At 71.8% G+C, this 15,110-nt stretch carries 16 protein-coding genes; 7 read left to right on the plus strand and 9 right to left on the minus strand.

The features are described from left to right. Positions 1 to 14 precede the first annotated feature (14 nt). The 3 genes from ACFY6U_RS48165 (at position 15) to ACFY6U_RS48175 (ending at position 2,233) form a co-directional block, all read left to right on the plus strand. Positions 15 to 668, plus strand: a complete 654-nt coding sequence (locus ACFY6U_RS48165) for a TetR/AcrR family transcriptional regulator (protein ID WP_390048905.1) — start codon at positions 15 to 17, stop codon at positions 666 to 668. 10 nt (positions 669 to 678) lie between these two features. After that, a complete protein-coding gene (locus tag ACFY6U_RS48170) occupies positions 679 to 978 on the plus strand; it encodes a hypothetical protein (RefSeq protein WP_390048906.1) in 300 nt (99 codons plus the stop codon). Between the two features lie 112 nt (positions 979 to 1,090). Continuing rightward, positions 1,091 to 2,233: an NlpC/P60 family protein gene (locus ACFY6U_RS48175; RefSeq protein WP_390048908.1), complete on the plus strand. Its 1,143-nt coding sequence runs from the start codon at positions 1,091 to 1,093 to the stop codon at positions 2,231 to 2,233. Positions 2,234 to 2,294: 61 nt separating this feature from the next. Here the strand turns inward: ACFY6U_RS48175 and ACFY6U_RS48180 are convergent, their stop codons facing one another. Continuing rightward, positions 2,295 to 2,927: a TetR/AcrR family transcriptional regulator gene (locus tag ACFY6U_RS48180; protein ID WP_390048910.1), complete on the minus strand. Its 633-nt coding sequence runs from the start codon at positions 2,925 to 2,927 to the stop codon at positions 2,295 to 2,297. Positions 2,928 to 3,021: 94 nt separating this feature from the next. Here ACFY6U_RS48180 and ACFY6U_RS48185 point away from each other — a divergent pair, with 94 nt between their 5' ends. Both ACFY6U_RS48185 and ACFY6U_RS48190 read left to right on the plus strand, forming a co-directional pair. Further along, positions 3,022 to 3,984, plus strand: coding sequence for a zinc-binding dehydrogenase (locus ACFY6U_RS48185; protein WP_390048971.1), 963 nt, complete (start codon positions 3,022 to 3,024; stop codon positions 3,982 to 3,984). Positions 3,985 to 4,061: 77 nt separating this feature from the next. Then, complete coding sequence (locus tag ACFY6U_RS48190; protein WP_390048912.1) at positions 4,062 to 4,889, plus strand: transposase; 828 nt, start codon at positions 4,062 to 4,064, stop codon at positions 4,887 to 4,889. 118 nt (positions 4,890 to 5,007) lie between these two features. Here the strand turns inward: ACFY6U_RS48190 and ACFY6U_RS48195 are convergent, their stop codons facing one another. From ACFY6U_RS48195 to ACFY6U_RS48225, 7 genes are all read right to left on the minus strand, one after another. After that, positions 5,008 to 5,946 (minus strand): diiron oxygenase, encoded by a 939-nt coding sequence (locus tag ACFY6U_RS48195; protein WP_089098794.1) that lies wholly within the window; start codon positions 5,944 to 5,946, stop codon positions 5,008 to 5,010. Between the two features lie 104 nt (positions 5,947 to 6,050). Further along, entirely contained in the window at positions 6,051 to 7,508 is a 1,458-nt protein-coding gene (locus tag ACFY6U_RS48200) for a penicillin-binding transpeptidase domain-containing protein (protein ID WP_390048973.1), read from the minus strand. Between the two features lie 29 nt (positions 7,509 to 7,537). Continuing rightward, entirely contained in the window at positions 7,538 to 8,899 is a 1,362-nt protein-coding gene (locus tag ACFY6U_RS48205; RefSeq protein ID WP_390048914.1) for an FtsW/RodA/SpoVE family cell cycle protein, read from the minus strand. 43 nt (positions 8,900 to 8,942) lie between these two features. Continuing rightward, positions 8,943 to 9,194: a hypothetical protein gene (locus tag ACFY6U_RS48210; protein ID WP_390048916.1), complete on the minus strand. Its 252-nt coding sequence runs from the start codon at positions 9,192 to 9,194 to the stop codon at positions 8,943 to 8,945. Positions 9,195 to 9,444: 250 nt separating this feature from the next. Further along, positions 9,445 to 10,674, minus strand: a complete 1,230-nt coding sequence (locus ACFY6U_RS48215; RefSeq protein ID WP_390048918.1) for an ATP-binding protein — start codon at positions 10,672 to 10,674, stop codon at positions 9,445 to 9,447. After that, a complete protein-coding gene (locus ACFY6U_RS48220) occupies positions 10,671 to 11,393 on the minus strand; it encodes a hypothetical protein (RefSeq protein ID WP_390048920.1) in 723 nt (240 codons plus the stop codon). The genes ACFY6U_RS48215 and ACFY6U_RS48220 overlap by 4 nt, the downstream gene beginning before the upstream one ends. A gap of 116 nt (positions 11,394 to 11,509) precedes the next feature. Then, entirely contained in the window at positions 11,510 to 12,016 is a 507-nt protein-coding gene (locus tag ACFY6U_RS48225; protein WP_390048922.1) for a protein phosphatase, read from the minus strand. Positions 12,017 to 12,117: 101 nt separating this feature from the next. On the opposite strand from ACFY6U_RS48225, the gene ACFY6U_RS48230 reads away from it, so the two are divergent. After that, positions 12,118 to 12,921: a nuclease-related domain-containing protein gene (locus ACFY6U_RS48230; protein ID WP_390048924.1), complete on the plus strand. Its 804-nt coding sequence runs from the start codon at positions 12,118 to 12,120 to the stop codon at positions 12,919 to 12,921. Between the two features lie 15 nt (positions 12,922 to 12,936). On the opposite strand, the gene ligD is transcribed toward ACFY6U_RS48230, so the two are convergent. Then, positions 12,937 to 13,818, minus strand: a complete 882-nt coding sequence (gene ligD / locus ACFY6U_RS48235) for a non-homologous end-joining DNA ligase (protein ID WP_390048926.1) — start codon at positions 13,816 to 13,818, stop codon at positions 12,937 to 12,939. 51 nt (positions 13,819 to 13,869) lie between these two features. Here ligD and ACFY6U_RS48240 point away from each other — a divergent pair, with 51 nt between their 5' ends. Next, positions 13,870 to 14,922: a Ku protein gene (locus ACFY6U_RS48240; protein WP_390048928.1), complete on the plus strand. Its 1,053-nt coding sequence runs from the start codon at positions 13,870 to 13,872 to the stop codon at positions 14,920 to 14,922. The last annotated feature ends 188 nt before the right edge of the window (positions 14,923 to 15,110 follow it).

The following is a 15,110-nucleotide window of genomic DNA, read 5'->3' on the forward strand; positions in this document are numbered from 1 at the left end:
CATACCCTGCACACATGACCCCCCAGGCCGCCACCCCCGCCTACCGCAGACTGTCCGTCGAGGAGCGGCGCAGCCAGCTGCTCGACGCGGCCCTCTCCCTCTTCGCGCACCGCGCGCCGGAGGAGGTGTCGCTCGACGACGTGGCGGAGGCGGCCGGGGTCTCCCGCCCGCTGGTGTACCGCTACTTCCCCGGCGGCAAGCAGCAGCTCTACGAGGCCGCCCTCAGGTCGGCCGCCGAGGAACTCGAACACTGCTTCGACGAGCCCCGTGAGGGCCCCCTCCTGCCCCGGCTCGCCCGCGCCCTCGACCGCTACCTCGCCTTCGTCGACCAGCACGACGCCGGCTTCAGCGCCCTGCTCCAGGGCGGCAGCGTGGTGGAGACCTCGCGGACGACGGCGATCGTGGACGGCGTACGACGGGCCGCCGCGCAGCACATTCTCAGCCACCTGGACATCGCCGACCCCGGCCCCCGGCTGCGGATGACCGTCCGGATGTGGATCACCGCCGTCGAGGCGGCCTCCCTCATCTGGCTCGACGAGGACAAGCAGCCGCCCGTGGAGGAGTTGCGGGACTGGCTGGTGGACCAGTTCGTCGCCGTGCTCAGCGTGACCGCGCGCCGCGACCCGCAGACCGCGGCCCTCGTCGACGCCCTCGCGGCGGATGGCTGAAACTGGTGTCGTGAAGAGTCAGGACACCCCCTTCGAGGGCGGCCCCATGGACGGGCGGGTGCTGCCCGTGCTGCTCGGCATGACCGGCCACCCCCCGAAGACGTACCGCATCCCGGTCCCGGACCCGGCGGGCGGCCCGCCCACCGTCCTGGTCTACCGCCGGGTGTCCCGGGGGCAGAGCAAGCGCTTGGGCCTGTCCCAGGGCTGGAAGTACGAGTACGACCCGATGGGCAAGGGGGCCGGCGGCGGGCCGAAGTGGCCGTGGTCGAAGCAGGACCCGGCCGGGAGGTCCGACGACACCGGCGGGTGACACGGCTGGGCCGAACGGCGCACCCGCCGCGCGGACCACGCATACACATCTGATAATCACGTGATCATCGCGATGTGGAACGGAGAGACCGTCCCGCATCGGAGGTGATGACGTGTCAGGAAGGTTCCTGCGTCTGGCCTGTACGGCCGCGGTGGCGGCGGCCCAGGCCGTCCTCGCGCCGTTGCCCGCCCTCGCCGCACCCGACCCGGCGCAACCGGTCGCCGGGCTGCTGACGGACCTCCAGCAGGCGTACCGGCAGACCGAACAGGCCACCGAGACCTACAACGCGACGGCGGAACGGCTGCAGCGGCAGCGGGCCGAGGTGACCCGCCTGGACGGCGAGCTGGCCATCGCCCGGCGCTCCCTGCACACCAGCAGGACCGAGGCGGGCCGGCTGGCCCGGCAGCAGTACCAGAACAGCAGCGCGATCTCCCCGTACGTACGGCTGCTGCTCGCCCGCGACCCGCAGCACGCGCTCGACGAGGGGCATGTCATCGGCGAGCTGGCGCGCGAGCGGGCGAAGACGGTGGGCCGGCTGACCGACGACGAGCGCAACCGGGCCGGCCTGGCCCGCCGGGCCCGCGCGGCGCTCGACACCCAGCTCGCCCTCGCCGAGAAGCAGAAGAAGCAGCGTGACGAGGTCCGCACCCGCCTCTTGGACGTGGAGCGCATGCTGGTGTCCCTCACCCCCGACCAGCTCACCGCGGTCGCCGACCTGGAGAAGGAGAAGACGGCGGACGCCCAGCGCAAGCTCACCGCGTCCGGCGCCCTGGGCACCGCCACGCCGCCCCCCTCCCCGGCCGGCGACCGCGCGGTGCGCTACGCCGTGCAGCAGCTGGGCAAGCCGTACCAGTGGGGAGCGGCGGGCCCGGTGTCGTACGACTGCTCGGGCCTGACCTCCCAGGCCTGGGGCCACGCCGGCACCCCGATCCCGCGTACCAGCCAGGAGCAGTGGGCCGACCTGCCCCACGTCCCCCTGAACCGCCTGCGCCCCGGCGACCTGGTCGTCTACTTCCCCGAGGCCACCCACGTGGCCCTCTACCTCGGCGGCGGCAAGGTGGTCCAGGCCCCCCGCCCCGGCGCGAAGATCAAGGTCTCCCCGATCGCCGCCAACCCGATCCTGGGCGCGGTACGCCCCGATCCGAAGGCGGCCTCCCTGGCCTCCTACACGCCCCCGGCGATCCCGAAGACGGCGACAGAGGGCCCGGACGACGGCTTCGGGACATTGCCGCCGACGGCGCCGACTTCTACCTAGATGATCTATTCCAAGGGGTTCAGTGGTTCGTGCGTCGAGCGTAAATACCGCTCGACCACGGTCAGGTGCTGTCCGGTGCTGCGGATGCCAGCCGTGCCGCTGGTGGTAGTGGTGCGTGCTGAGGACAGGCTTCGAACGCCTGGATCGCCAACCCTGCGAAGCGTCGGGAGGCCTTGACCTGGCTGGCGGTCGATGTGGCGTGGATCCCCTTGTTGGCCATGAGTATGAGAATCAGGTCGTCCAGGACGAAGTCGGACCGCAGGTGCCCCGCTTCCTTGGCTCGCTGAGCCAGTTCGGCGACTGCTTTCACCGTGTACTCACGGCCTGCGGCGACATCCTTCACCTCTGGGTAGGTCGACAGGAAGGCCTCGGTGAATCCCCGATCGCGTGCGTGCAGCTCACAGATCCTCTCGATCACCAGGCACAGGCCACGCCACGGATCAGGATCGGCGCACCCCTCGTCGACAATGGCGCGACATGCATTCAGCTGGTCCGCGAAGGCCTCGGCGACCAGCATCTGCTTGGTCGGGAAGCGACGGTACAAGGTGGCAGGTCCCACCCCGGCACGCCGCGCGACCTCCCGCATCGGCACGTCCAGGCCATCGGTGGAGAACAGCGCTCGGGCCGCGTCGAGGATGCGTTCGCGGTTGTCCAGCGCGTCGGAACGCAACGTATGAGGCAAACGGTCGGTCACCACTCTCACTTTACCTAAGCGGACGGGGGCGTCCGTTACCGTCCGAGACGTAGAAGCTCTCGTGCTTGAGCTGTTCGAGAACCTGGAGACCACATTGAAGGCAATCTCGATCCAGACGTTCGGAAGTCCTGACGGTCTGGCTGTTGTCGGCCTGCCGGTACCCGCACCTGCTGCCGGGCAGGTACTGATAGCCACCGAGGCGGTGGGCGTCGGTGGTGTCGACACCGTGATCAGAAGCGGGGCTCTGGCCGCCTACGGCTTCAAGGAGGGCCACATCCCGGGCAGCGAGGTGGCGGGTACCGTGACCGCGGTCGGTGACGGCGTCGACGCGTCGTGGATCGGCGGGCGGGTGTGGGCCTTCACCGGCACCGGCGGAGGCTACGTCGAACAGGCCCTCGCGCCGGTCGAGGAGATCGTTCCCCTGCCCGTGAACCTGTCCGCAGTCGATGCGGTGACACTCGGCAGCTCCGGCGTGGTGGCCCACTTCGGGCTCCGCCACGCCCACTTCGCTCCCGGGGAGACGGTTCTGGTGCGTGGTGCGGCCGGCAGCATCGGGATCATGACAGTGCAACTCGCTGCTCGCGGCGCCGCCGCCGCAGTGGCGGTCACCACTTCCTCGGCCGAGCGCGGCGAGCAACTGCGACGCCTCGGCGCGACCCACGTGCTGGACCGCTCCGGCGACGGAGGGGAACCGTCTCCCGCGGGCTATGACGTCATCATCGACGTGGTGGCCGGCAAGGACATGCCGTCGTTCTTCGACCGGCTCAACCCGAACGGCCGCATGGTGGCCGTGGGCGCTGTCGCCGGCCAGCCACCGGCGGACTTCGGCACGAAGATCATGGCGGCGTTCCAGAAGTCGATGTCCTTCGCCGCTTTCAGCGCAGCCACCGTCACCGCAGCCGAACGGCGTGCCGTGCGGAGCGAGCAGTTCGCCGCAGCGAGCCGGGGCGAGATCGAAACAGTGGTGCACGAGGTGCTGCCGCTGGACGCAGCCGTGCTGGCGCACCAGAAAATGGACGCGGGCGAGGTCTTCGGCAGGATCGTGCTGACACCGTAGTCGAAGGTATCCACGCCGGGATTGCCACGTTGCCACGCCCCCTGCTCAGTCGACGCGAGGGAGTCCAACGTCGGTGCGTGAAGACAGAGTTGGACTCCCTCGCGACCGCGCTCCACGTGAGGACCGATGATCTGCTGAAGGGTTCGCCGCAGTTCGGGCCATGGCGGCCGGCCGTGGGCATTGCGCCGCAGCTCAGCGACGCCGAGCTGGTGACCCTGGCGATGATGCAGGCCATGCCCGGCTTCACCTCCGAGGCCAGGTGGCTCCGGCACGCCCGCTCCCACCTGCGACATCTGTTCCCGTACCTGCCCAAGCAACCCGACTGCAACAAGCGGCTGCGAAAGGCCGCCGGTCTGCTGCGGCGCGTCATCCGACCGCCGGCCGCCGACACCTCCGTAGGGGCCGAGTACGGCTACTGCGCCAGCCACAGCCGCTTTCTCTGGGGCCTGCGACTGCACCTGGTGTGCACCCTCCAGAGCCTGCCCGTCGCCTTCTCCCTGACCGGGGCCAAGGCCGACGAGTGCGAGACCCTGCTGGACCTTCTCGCCGCCGAACCGGAGCTTGTCACCGCGCGGCCCGGCCAGACGCTGATCGGAGACAAGAACTACTTCGGCCGGGGTTTCGAACACGAACTGGCCGAGCAGGACATCCGGCTGCTGCGGCCCGCCCGCAAAGGCGAGCCGGAACGGCCCGAAGCACCCCTTTTCAGGCCGTTGCGGCAGGGCATCGAGTCGGTCAACGAGACCTTCAAGGGCCAACTCGATCTCGAACAGCACCGAGGGCGCACACCCGGCGGTGTCATCGCCCGCGTCATGCAGCGCATCCTCGCGCTTGCCGCCGCGATCTGGCACAACGACCACACCAGACAGCCCGTCCTACGCTCACTGACCGCCTACGACCACTAACCCCTTGGAATAGATCATCTAGGCAAGGCGTGGGGCTGTCTCGGCATGCGGTGCGGACACCCACCTGAAGGGGCGCGGGGAACTGCGCGACCAGCCCTCACCCACCCGCACCCGAAACTCAAGCCAGCAGCCCCGAGCTCTTCCACAACCGCCGCCCAGCCCCCCGGAGAACCCCGATGTCGTCCAGGAAGTCGGTCAGCCGCTTCGCGCCGGTCTGCATGACCTCCCGCCGATGCCCACTCGCCCGCACCTGTGCCACGGCCTCCCGCCGGTCCAGCCCCACGTTCGTGTAGACCTCCGGATTCACGAAGGCGACCGAGAACACCCGTGCGAACTCACCGGAGGTGACCCGCGTGAACTCCTGCGACCACCGTGGCGCCGTCACCATCTGCCGGCGCAGCTCCTCGCGGGCGTACCGCACGTGCCGGGCCTCCTCGACCACGTGGATCCGCGTGACCCCGCGGACGAGCGGCTGGACCCGCTCGTCCGGGAAGGTCAGCCGCTGCATCCAGTCGAGGACCTCCTCGCCGAGCAGGGTGGCCGTGAAGGACCCGGGGGTCGTGGAGATCGTCTTGAAGAGGCGGCCCAGGTTCTGGTGGGCGCGGCTCACCGGGTACCAGGGCGCGTCACCGCGCGCTATCAGCCGCGCGAACATCTTCGAGTGCCGGCACTCGTCCTCGATCTCGGTCAGCGCGTAACGCACGTGCGCGCTCGTCGCCGCCTTGTCGTAGATGTGCCGGACCAGCAGCTGCATCAGGATCAGCTCGAACCAGATCCCCAGCGAGGCCAGCGCGGCGGCCTCGTGCTGGGAGAGCAGGATCCGCTGTTCCTCGCTCATCCGCTGCCACATCGGCGTGCCGTACAGCGACACCAGCTCCGGCGGCCAGAACCACTTGCCCTCCTCGAAGGGCGCGTCCCAGTCCAGCTCCTTGTCCGGGTCGAAGGAGTGCTTCGCGGAGGAGACGAGCAGCCGTTCGGCCACCTGCTCGCGATCCTTGAGCAGGCCGAGCGCGTCCCGCAGTCCGTCGACCGCGTCGGCTTCCGTCAGGGTCGTCATGGCTCCCTCACCTCGTTACCCGGGGGTAGTCGTCGTCCACTCTTATGAGACCGCTTGTCAGCAAGACGGTCAATCCCCCGCGCACGACTTGCTGACTCCGCGTCTCAGAACCCGAGCACCGCCCGCATCACCGACCGGGCGATCGGCGCCGCGTCGCCGCCGCCGCTGATCTCCCCGCGGTCGGCTGCCGCGTCCTCGACCACCACCGCCACCGCGACCTTCGGCTCCAGGTCGTCGTCCGCCTGCGCCCAGGACACGAACCAGGCGTACGGCACCCCGGAGTTGCCGATGCCGTGCTGCGCGGTGCCGGTCTTGCCGCCGACCGTGGCGCCGCGGATCGCCGCGTTCGTGCCGGTGCCCTCCTCGACCACGTCCACCATGAGTTCCTTCATGCGCACGGCCGTCGCGGCACTCATCACCTGCCGGACCGGCCCCGCACCGCCCGTGCCGACCGTCTCGCCGGTCCGCCGCACGGTCCGCTCCACCAGGTACGGCGGGTGCGCCAGCCCCCCGTCGGCCACCGCCGCCGCGACCATCGCCATCTGCAGCGGCGTGGCCCGGGTGTTGTACTGCCCGATCGAGGACAGGGCCAGCTGTGCCTTGTCCACGCTCGTGTCGAAGGTGCTCGGCGCGGCGGTGAACGGGATGCGCAACCGGGTGTCGTTGAAGCCGAACGCCCGGGCCGTCGCCGTCATGCTCGCCGCCCCCACGTCCACGCCCAGCTTCGCGAAGACCGTGTTGCAGGACCACTCGAAGGCCGCCCGCAGCGAGGCGTCCGCGCAGCCGTCGCCCTCGTTGGTCAGCCGGGTCGTGGTGCCCGGCAGCCGGTAGGGGTCGGGGGAGTCGGTCGGCGCGTCCAGGTCGGTGACCACGCCCGCGTCCAGGGCGGCGGCCGCCGTGACCACCTTGAAGGTCGAGCCCGGCGGATACGTCTGCCGCACCGCCCGGTTGAGCATCGGCTTCTCCGGGTCGTCGTTCAGCCGCGCCCAGGCCGAGGTCACCGCCTCGCCGTTGCCGGACAGTTCGGAGGGGTCGTACGACGGGGTGGAGACCAGGGCGAGGATCCGGCCGGTCGCCGGTTCGATCGCGGCGACCGCGCCCTTGCGCGAGCCGAGTCCCCGGAAGGCGGCCTCCTGGGCGTACCGGTTCAGGGTCGTGACGACGTTTCCGCCCGGGTTCACCGCCCGCCCGGTGTCGTTCCACAGCGGGAGCGGCGACAGCAGCGGGTCGGTCCCGGAGAGCACCCCGTCCTCGGCGTGCTCCAGGAACGTGGTGCCGTACAGCTGAGAGGCGAAGCCGGTGACCGGGGCGTACAACGGGCCCTGCGGATAGGTGCGTTCGTAGCGCAGCTGCTCCCCGCTGTCCCGGGAGCCGGTGACCGGCGCGCCGCCGACCAGGATGTCGCCGCGGGGGAGGCCGTAACGGGCGATCGAGTTGCGGCGGTTGGCGGGGTTGTCGTCGTACTCCCGGGCCTTCACGACCTGGACGCGGGCCGCGTTGACGAGGAGGGCGAACAGCAGCAGGGCGCAGAGGGCGCGGGCCCGCCGGACGTACCTGGCCATGCCGCCCCGCCGGCGGTCATGCCCGGTGCTCATGGGGCCACCTGTCCGTCGTAGTGGCGGCGGGCCGAGTCGCTCACCCGGATCAGCAGGGCCACGATCGCCCAGTTGGTGACGACCGAGGAGCCGCCCTGGGCGAGGAACGGCATCGCCATGCCGGTCAGCGGGATCAGCCCGGTCACCCCGCCCGCGATCACGAACACCTGGAGCGCGAGGATCGAGGCGAGCCCGACCGCGAGGAGCCGGCCGAAGGGGTCGCGCAGGGCGAGGCCGGCCCGGTAGCCGCGCTCGACGAGCAGGCCGTAGAGGAGGAAGATCGCGGAGAGTCCGGCGAGGCCGAGTTCCTCGCCCGCGGTGGCCAGGATGAAGTCCGACTTGGCGGCGAAGCCGATGAGGACGGAGTGGCCGAGCCCCAGTCCGGTGCCGAGGACCCCGCCGGCCGCGAACGCGAAGAGCGACTGGGCGAGTTGGTTCGGCCCCTGGCCCGCGTCGATCGAGGCGAACGGGTGCAGCCAGTCCTCGATACGGCCGTGCACGTGCGGTTCCAGACGGCCGACGGCGACCGCGCCGAAGACGGCGAGCAGCAGGCCGACGGCGATCCAGCCGGTGCGCCCGGTGGCGACGTACAGCATGACGACGAAGAGGCCGAAGAAGAGCAGCGAGGTGCCGAGGTCGCGTTCGAGGATCAGGACGCCGACGCTCACCAGCCAGATGGTGACGATCGGGCCGAGCACCCGCCCGGTGGGGAACTGCATGAACCACAGCCGGCGGCCCGCGTACGCGAGCGTGTTGCGGTTGGCCGCCAGGTACGCGGCGAAGAACACCGCGAGCAGCACCTTCGCGAACTCGCTGGGCTGGATGGAGAATCCGGCGGCCCTGACCCAGATCCGGGCTCCGTTGACGGCCGGGAAGAGGATCGGCAGGAGCAGCAGGACGAGCGCGGCGGCGACGCAGACGTACGCGTAGCGCTGGAGCACGCGGTGGTCGCGGAGCATCAGCACGACCATGATGAACAGGCCGACGCCCAGGGTGGACCAGACGAGCTGGGCGGGGGCCGCGCGGTCGCCGGGGGTCTGCAGGTCAAGCCGGTAGATCAGGACCAGGCCCAGTCCGTTGAGCAGCACGCCGATCGGGAGCGGCAGCGGGTCGGCGTACGGGGCGCGGAAGCGTACGGCGAGATGGGCGACGAGCGCGAGGATCCCGAGGCCGGCGCCGTAACCGGCGGCGCCGGGCGGGACGGTGCCGGTCTTTGCCAGGCCGACCGCGCAGTAGCCGTACATGGAGAGCAGGACGGCCAGCACGATCAGGGAGAGTTCGATGCCACGGCGCCGGGGGAGACGTACGGCGGAGGTGGGGGTCGCGGTCGCCGCCAGGGTGGTTCCGGCCTTGGTCATGCCCGGAACTTACCCAAATAGTGTGAGTTGAGTGTTCTGCGGGTCAGTGCCCGCGTGGCGTACGGCCGGGGTCGTCCGGGCCGCCGGGGCCGAGGAAGTCGAAGTCGTCGTTGCCAACGGTGCCGCCGGTGCCGCCGGTGTTGCCGACGCCGTCGAGGCGGCCGTCGTCGGGATCGACGAACTGGCCGGTCACCGGGTCGGCGCCGGCCCAGCCGTCGTCGGCGAGCGCGGGCGCGGTGCCGCAGAGGGTGACGAGGGCGGCGGTGACGGCTATGAGGGTGCGGCGGGGGAACATGGTGCCTCCGGCGGGCGATCGGTGCGGACCTGGCTATTCGCCACGCTAGGAGGGGTCGGAGGGGGGGCGCCCTTTGCAGTGAGCCGAAGGGGGGCCGAGGGGAGCGATGCATGTGCCGGCCGGTGGGGGTTGCTCGCGCAGTTCCCCCCAACCTTCGGCCGGGGGTACCCCCAGCGCCCCTTCAGGGGCGCGGGGAACTGCGCGACCAGCCACGCACCACCCGCCGCCGCGCAACCCACCGCTCACCCCCCTACGGGAGCGTCAACGTCGCCACCGCCCCGCCGCCGATCGCGTTGGCGAACGACAGTCGCGCGCCCAGCACCTCCGCCTGCCCCACCGCGATCGTCAGCCCCAGCCCGTGCCCCCTGGCGCCGCCCTCCGTCCGGAACCGCTGCGGGCCGTGGGCCACCAGGTAGTCGGGGTAGCCGTCCCCGTGATCCCGCACGGTGACCTCCTTCCCCTCCACGGTCAGCACCACGGGCCCCCGCCCGTGCCGGTGCGCGTTGGCGACCAGGTTCCCCAGCACCCGTTCCAGCCGCCGCCGGTCGGTCTCGACCCACACGTCCCGTACGACCTTCACCTCGGTCTCCGTCCCGGACGCCCGCACCACCCGCTCGGCCAGCGTGCCCAACGCCTCCGCGTCGGTCTCCAGCCGTTCCCGGCCCGCGTCGAGGCGGGAGATCTCCAGCAGGTCCTCGGTGAGCGTGCGCAGCGCCGCCACCCGGTCCTGCACCAGCTCCGTCGGCCGTCCCGGAGGCAGCAGTTCCGCCGCCGCGTGCAGCCCCGTCAGCGGCGTCCGCAGCTCGTGCGCCACGTCGGCCGTGAACCGCTGCTCGCTCAGCAGCTTGCTCTGCAGCGACGCGGCCATCCCGTCCAGCGCGGCGGCGACGGCGGCCACCTCGTCCTGCGGGCGGGTCGGGTCCTTGGTACGGGGATCGTGCACGCGGGCGTCCAGGTCCCCGGCGCTGATCCGCCGGGCCACCTGCGCGGTGCCGTGCAGCCGCCGGGTCACCCGGGTCACCGCGAACGCCCCGACCAGCAGCGTCGCCCCGATGGCCAGCGCCGACGACCAGAGGATGGAGCTGTCCAGGCCGGCGATGGTGCGGGCCTGCTGGGAGTAGTCGACGGCCACCGCGAGCGCCCGGTGACGGTCGGCCGGGCCCGCCGCCCACATCGTGGGCCGACCGTCGTCCCGGGCGACCATCGTGCCGCGGTCCCCGGCCAGCGCCAGCGCCCGCAGCTGCGCCGGCAGTCCCCGCGGGTCGACGCGGGCGCCCCGCGGCAGCGCATCCCCCGCCTCGTACGCGGCCCTCGCCTCCGCGAGCCGGGTCAGCGCCTGGTCGCGGGCCTGGGCGACGGTCTGGTCGGTGACCGACACATGCACCAGGACGCCGAGCAGCGCGGCCAGCGCACAGCACATCACCGTGATGAACGCGGCCGACTTCGCCGCCAGCGTCCCGGCCCAGCGGGGGAGTCTCATCGCGTGCCCGCCGAGGCCGAGGGCGCAGGTCTGCGGGTGTGGTGCCCCTTGCCGGTGCGCAGGAACTCGTCCCGGGTGAACACCATCGCCTTCCGCTCCGGGTCCCACGCCCAGGTCGTCCGGTACTCGTACCCGCTGATCCCGGCCGGCGACCGTACGATCACCGTCCGCCCGGCCAGCTCGACGCCGATGATCGCGTCGTCGTCGTCGAGGACCTGTTCGAGCCGGTTCTTCTCGACGGTGTACACGCGCAGCGCGGTCTGGTTCGTCGGATACAGCCGGAAGCCGAGCGTCAGCTCGTCCCGCCCGTCCCCGGTGAGGTCCCGGTAGTACGGCTTCAGCAGCGGACAGCGCGCCCCACCGCCGCCCGCCGAGCACTCCTGCAGCCGCTCCGCCGTCTCGTGGTACACCCCCTTGGACCCGTAGTCCGCCGGGTCCGAGGCGATCTCCGCCCGTACGACGGCCACCGGATCCACCCGGCGGATGTCGCCGCCGGGAACCGTGATCCCCTTCACGGTCTCCGTGCTGCCCTCGTCGTAGGGCCAGGCCGGGCTGGACGCCGGCCTCAGGTCGGGCCAGAGCTTCGCGGGACTGACCGCGGTCGGTGCCGCCCCGGCCCCGCGCAGCCCGCCGGAGTCGCCGCAGCCGGCCGCGGTCAGCGCCAGCAGGGCGACGGCGACCGCGGTCACGGCGGTGCGGACGGGACGACGGGCTGGCACGCTGCTCCTGGCTCGGCGGGGTCGGTGGTCGATGGGTGCGGAGGCCCCGTACACCTTATTCGCGGTTTTGCAGGGAAGTCCTTTTTGCGCCTGGGGCCGCCGGTGCACGGGAGAGGCTACTCGGCGAGGTCCTCCAGGAGACGGGCGGTGGACAGGCCGGCCCTCAGGTAGGCCACGAACAGTTCGTTGTGCAGCGCCCAGGGCGAGCGCCGGGCCCGTACCAGCCGGATCGCCTCCTCGGCCGTACGCCCCTGGTGCACCAGCGCCTGCGCGACCACGAGCCCCGACCGGTTGTACCCGCTGTAGCAGCGAACCAGCACCGACCGCCCCGCGTCCAGCGCCTCGCTGGCCGCCCGCGCGAGCCGCATCACCCCGGCGAGCTGGGTGCCGTCCAGCGGCCCGTCCGGTATCGGCCACACATGGTGCTCGACCCCGTCGGCCGGACCGTGTCCGGGTATCCTGAGCAGGCTCTGCACGAGATCGAACTCGTCCCGCACCACGGCAGCCTCCAGCTGCCCCGAACGCGCCCGGAACTCGTGACCGCCCATCCACAACCCGGGCAGCACCTCGCTCCAAGGACTGTCCGGAGCCGGTACGTCGTACTGCTCCCCACGGATCCGCACCCGGCGCCTCCCCGCTGCGCGCGCCAACCCCTGTCAAAGGTAGCGGGGTTCTTGCCCCTGGAGCACCCCGCCTGTTCCCATGGTCGAGGGGTGATGACGCAATGAGCGGACTGCGCGTCGTGCCGGCCTGGCGGCACGGCCAGGAGCGACTGTACGTATGCCTCACGGACGGACGGAACATCGCCTGGTACGACCGGGAGGCGGGCCGGGTCAACCTGCTCAGCGAGGAGCGGCGGGACGATGTACTGGAGACCCTGAGGCCGTTCCTGACCGGCCCGGTCACGATCGGCCCGCCGCCCGTGCCCACTCCCGCCGAGCTGGCCCGGCTGAGCCTGCATCCCGACGACGACCTCGCCCCCAACCGCCCCGGCGAGGCGCTGCTGGTCGCCCTCGACCGGGACCCCGGCCCGGCCCACCGCCTGCGCCCCGACCCGCGCCGCCGCGCCCTGACCGCGGAACAGACCGTCGGCGACGCCCTGGACCGCCTGGACGGCGCCGGCTGGCACGCCCTGCACTCCGTCCCGCTGCCCGGCGGCGACCGCCTGCACCACCTGCTGATCGGGCCGGGCGGCCTGTTCTGCGTGCACTCCCTCTACGCCCGGAAGCAGAAGGTCCTGGTCGCCGACCCGATGATCACACTGGGTCGGCGTGACCCCCGGCCGCTCCTGCGCCGCCTGCGGGCGGACGCCGACCGGGCCTCGTACGCCCTCACGGCCGAGGTCCGCCCGGTCCTGGCCCTGACCGAACCGGCGGACGTCACGCTGACCGCCCCGCCGCGCGAGGTCCACATCCTCCGCGACCGGGACCTGGACACCCTCTCCCGCCTGGGCGGCGTCCTCAAGCCGGCGGACGTGGAGGCCCTGCACGCGATGGCGCGGGACCGGAACACGTGGGGGAGGGTGTAGGCCCCTCGGGGGCCCTCAGGGCAGCGTCGCCGCGCGCCCCGCGTCCAGCAGCGGGGCCAGCAGGTCCCCGTGGTCCTGGACGCGCGGCGCGATGTCCCCCGCCCGGAACACCAGCTGGCCCGCCGCCCGGCACTGTTCGACCTCCTCCCACGTGACCGGCGCCGACACCGTCGGCTCCCGCCGCGCCCGCACCGTGTACGGCGTGGCCGTCGTCTTCCGCCCCGCGTTCTGGCTCCAGTCCACGAACACCTTCCCCGCGCGCAGACTCCGCGTCATCCGGTGCACCACCAGCCTGGGCATCGCCCGCTCGGCCTCCACCGCCAGCCCCTTCGCGTACTCGCTCACCCGCTCGCTGGACGCCCCGCGCACCGCCGCCAGCAGGTGCAGCCCCTTCGACCCGGCCGTCTTGGCGTACGCCTCGATCCCGTCCGCCGCCAGCCGCTCCCGCAGCCACAGCGCGACCTCACAGCAGTGCACCACCGTCGCCGGCGCACCGGGGTCCAGGTCGAAGACGATCCGGTCGGCCTCGTCCGGCGTCCCCACCAGCCACTGGTGCGTGTGGAACTCGGCGACCAGGTTCGCCGCCCACATCAGACTCGCGAGGTCCTGCACCAGCACCATCCGGGCCGCCCCCTCCGACCGGCGCACCTCGGCGGTCGTGACCCACTCGGGCGTACCCGGCGGCACGTTCTTGGCGAAGAACACCTGCCCGTCGGGGCCGTCCGGGTACCGGAGGAACGAGACCGGCCGGTCCCGCAGGTGCGGCAGCAGGACCCCGGACGCCGTCGCGTAGTAGTGCAGCAGCTCGCCCTTGGTGAACCCGGTCGCCGGATACAGCACCTTCTCCAGGTTGCTGAGCGCGACCCTCCGCCCGTCCACCTCTGTGATCGGCGTCATACGATGACAATCTCATACAAATCCCGGTCATCGGACGGAGGGAAGCCGCACGTGCGATCCATCTGGAACGGCGCGATCTCCTTCGGGCTCGTCAGCATCCCGATCAAGCTGGTGAACGCCACGGAGAGCCACTCGATCTCCTTCCGCCAGGTCCACACCGAGGACAACGGCCGCATCCGCTACCGCAAGTTCTGCGAGCTGGAGGACCGCGAGGTCACCCAGTCGGAGATCGGCAAGGGGTACGAGGACGCCGACGGCACGATCGTCCCGATCACCGACGAGGACCTGTCCCACCTGCCCATCCCCACCGCCCGCACCATCGACATCGTCGCGTTCGTCCCGGCCGACCGGATCGACCCGCTCCAGATGGAGGCGGCGTACTACCTGGCGGCCTCGGGGGCTCCGGCCGCCAAGCCGTACACCCTGCTGCGCGAAGCCCTCAAGCGCAGCAACAAGGTGGCCATCGCGAAGTACGCGCTGCGCGGCCGCGAGCGCCTTGGCATGCTGCGGGTGGTCGGCGAGGCCATCGCCATGCACGGCCTGCTCTGGCCGGACGAGGTCCGCGCGCCGGAGGGGGTCGCCCCCGACGCCGACGTCACCGTCCGCGACAAGGAACTCGACCTCGCGGACGCCCTGATGGCCACCCTCGGCGAGGTCGACCTGGAGGACCTGCACGACGAGTACCGGGAGGCGCTGGAGGAGGTCATCGCCGCCAAGGCGGCCGGCGAGACCCCGCCCGAGGCCCCCGAACCGGCGAAGGGCGGCAAGGTCCTCGACCTGATGGCGGCCCTGGAGAAGAGCGTGCGGGCGGCGAAGGAGTCCAGAGGGGAGGGGGCCGAGGAGGCGGAGGTCACCTCGCTGCAGGGCAAGAAGTCCGCGTCCGGGGCGAAGAGCACGACGGCGAAGCGGTCCACGGCGAAGAAGACGGCGGCGAAGAAGAAGGCGGAGGGCAAGGCGGCGGAGGGCAGGGCGGCGACGAAGAAGGCGGCGGCCACGAAGTCCGCGTCCGCCAAGTCCGCGGCCAAGAAGACACCGGCGAAGAAGACGGCTGCCAAGAAGACGGCTGCCAAGAAGACGGCTTCATCCCGCAGACGCTCCGCATGAAAACGCGGTATCGCGGGCCACGGGCCCGCGTGGTGTCCGGTACGCGCTCGGTTCCCTGACGGGCGGTCACCGCGCTCATGCGTGCCGCCGCTCGGCCCCCGCGCCATGTCCTGGCCGACGCTTGTCGGGTGGTGCCGCCCACACCCATGCGCGCCGCTCCTGCGGCACGGCTGCCCGCGGCTGAGAAG

Origin of the sequence: Streptomyces sp. NPDC013157 (assembly GCF_042899865.1) — a bacterium.
Classification (GTDB): domain Bacteria; phylum Actinomycetota; class Actinomycetes; order Streptomycetales; family Streptomycetaceae; genus Streptomyces.

Bases quoted from the DNA above. Each gene is read 5' to 3' on its own strand.
- ACFY6U_RS48230 (WP_390048924.1), top strand. From the start codon at position 12,118: ATGAGCGGACTGCGCGTCGTGCCGGCCTGGCGGCACGGCCAGGAGCGA.
- ACFY6U_RS48165 (WP_390048905.1), top strand. From the start codon at position 15: ATGACCCCCCAGGCCGCCACCCCCGCCTACCGCAGACTGTCCGTCGAG.
- ACFY6U_RS48200 (WP_390048973.1), bottom strand. From the start codon at position 7,508: ATGGCCAGGTACGTCCGGCGGGCCCGCGCCCTCTGCGCCCTGCTGCTG.
- ACFY6U_RS48215 (WP_390048918.1), bottom strand. From the start codon at position 10,674: ATGAGACTCCCCCGCTGGGCCGGGACGCTGGCGGCGAAGTCGGCCGCG.
- ACFY6U_RS48210 (WP_390048916.1), bottom strand. From the start codon at position 9,194: ATGTTCCCCCGCCGCACCCTCATAGCCGTCACCGCCGCCCTCGTCACC.
- ACFY6U_RS48205 (WP_390048914.1), bottom strand. From the start codon at position 8,899: ATGACCAAGGCCGGAACCACCCTGGCGGCGACCGCGACCCCCACCTCC.
- ACFY6U_RS48195 (WP_089098794.1), bottom strand. From the start codon at position 5,946: ATGACGACCCTGACGGAAGCCGACGCGGTCGACGGACTGCGGGACGCG.
- ligD (WP_390048926.1), bottom strand. From the start codon at position 13,818: ATGACGCCGATCACAGAGGTGGACGGGCGGAGGGTCGCGCTCAGCAAC.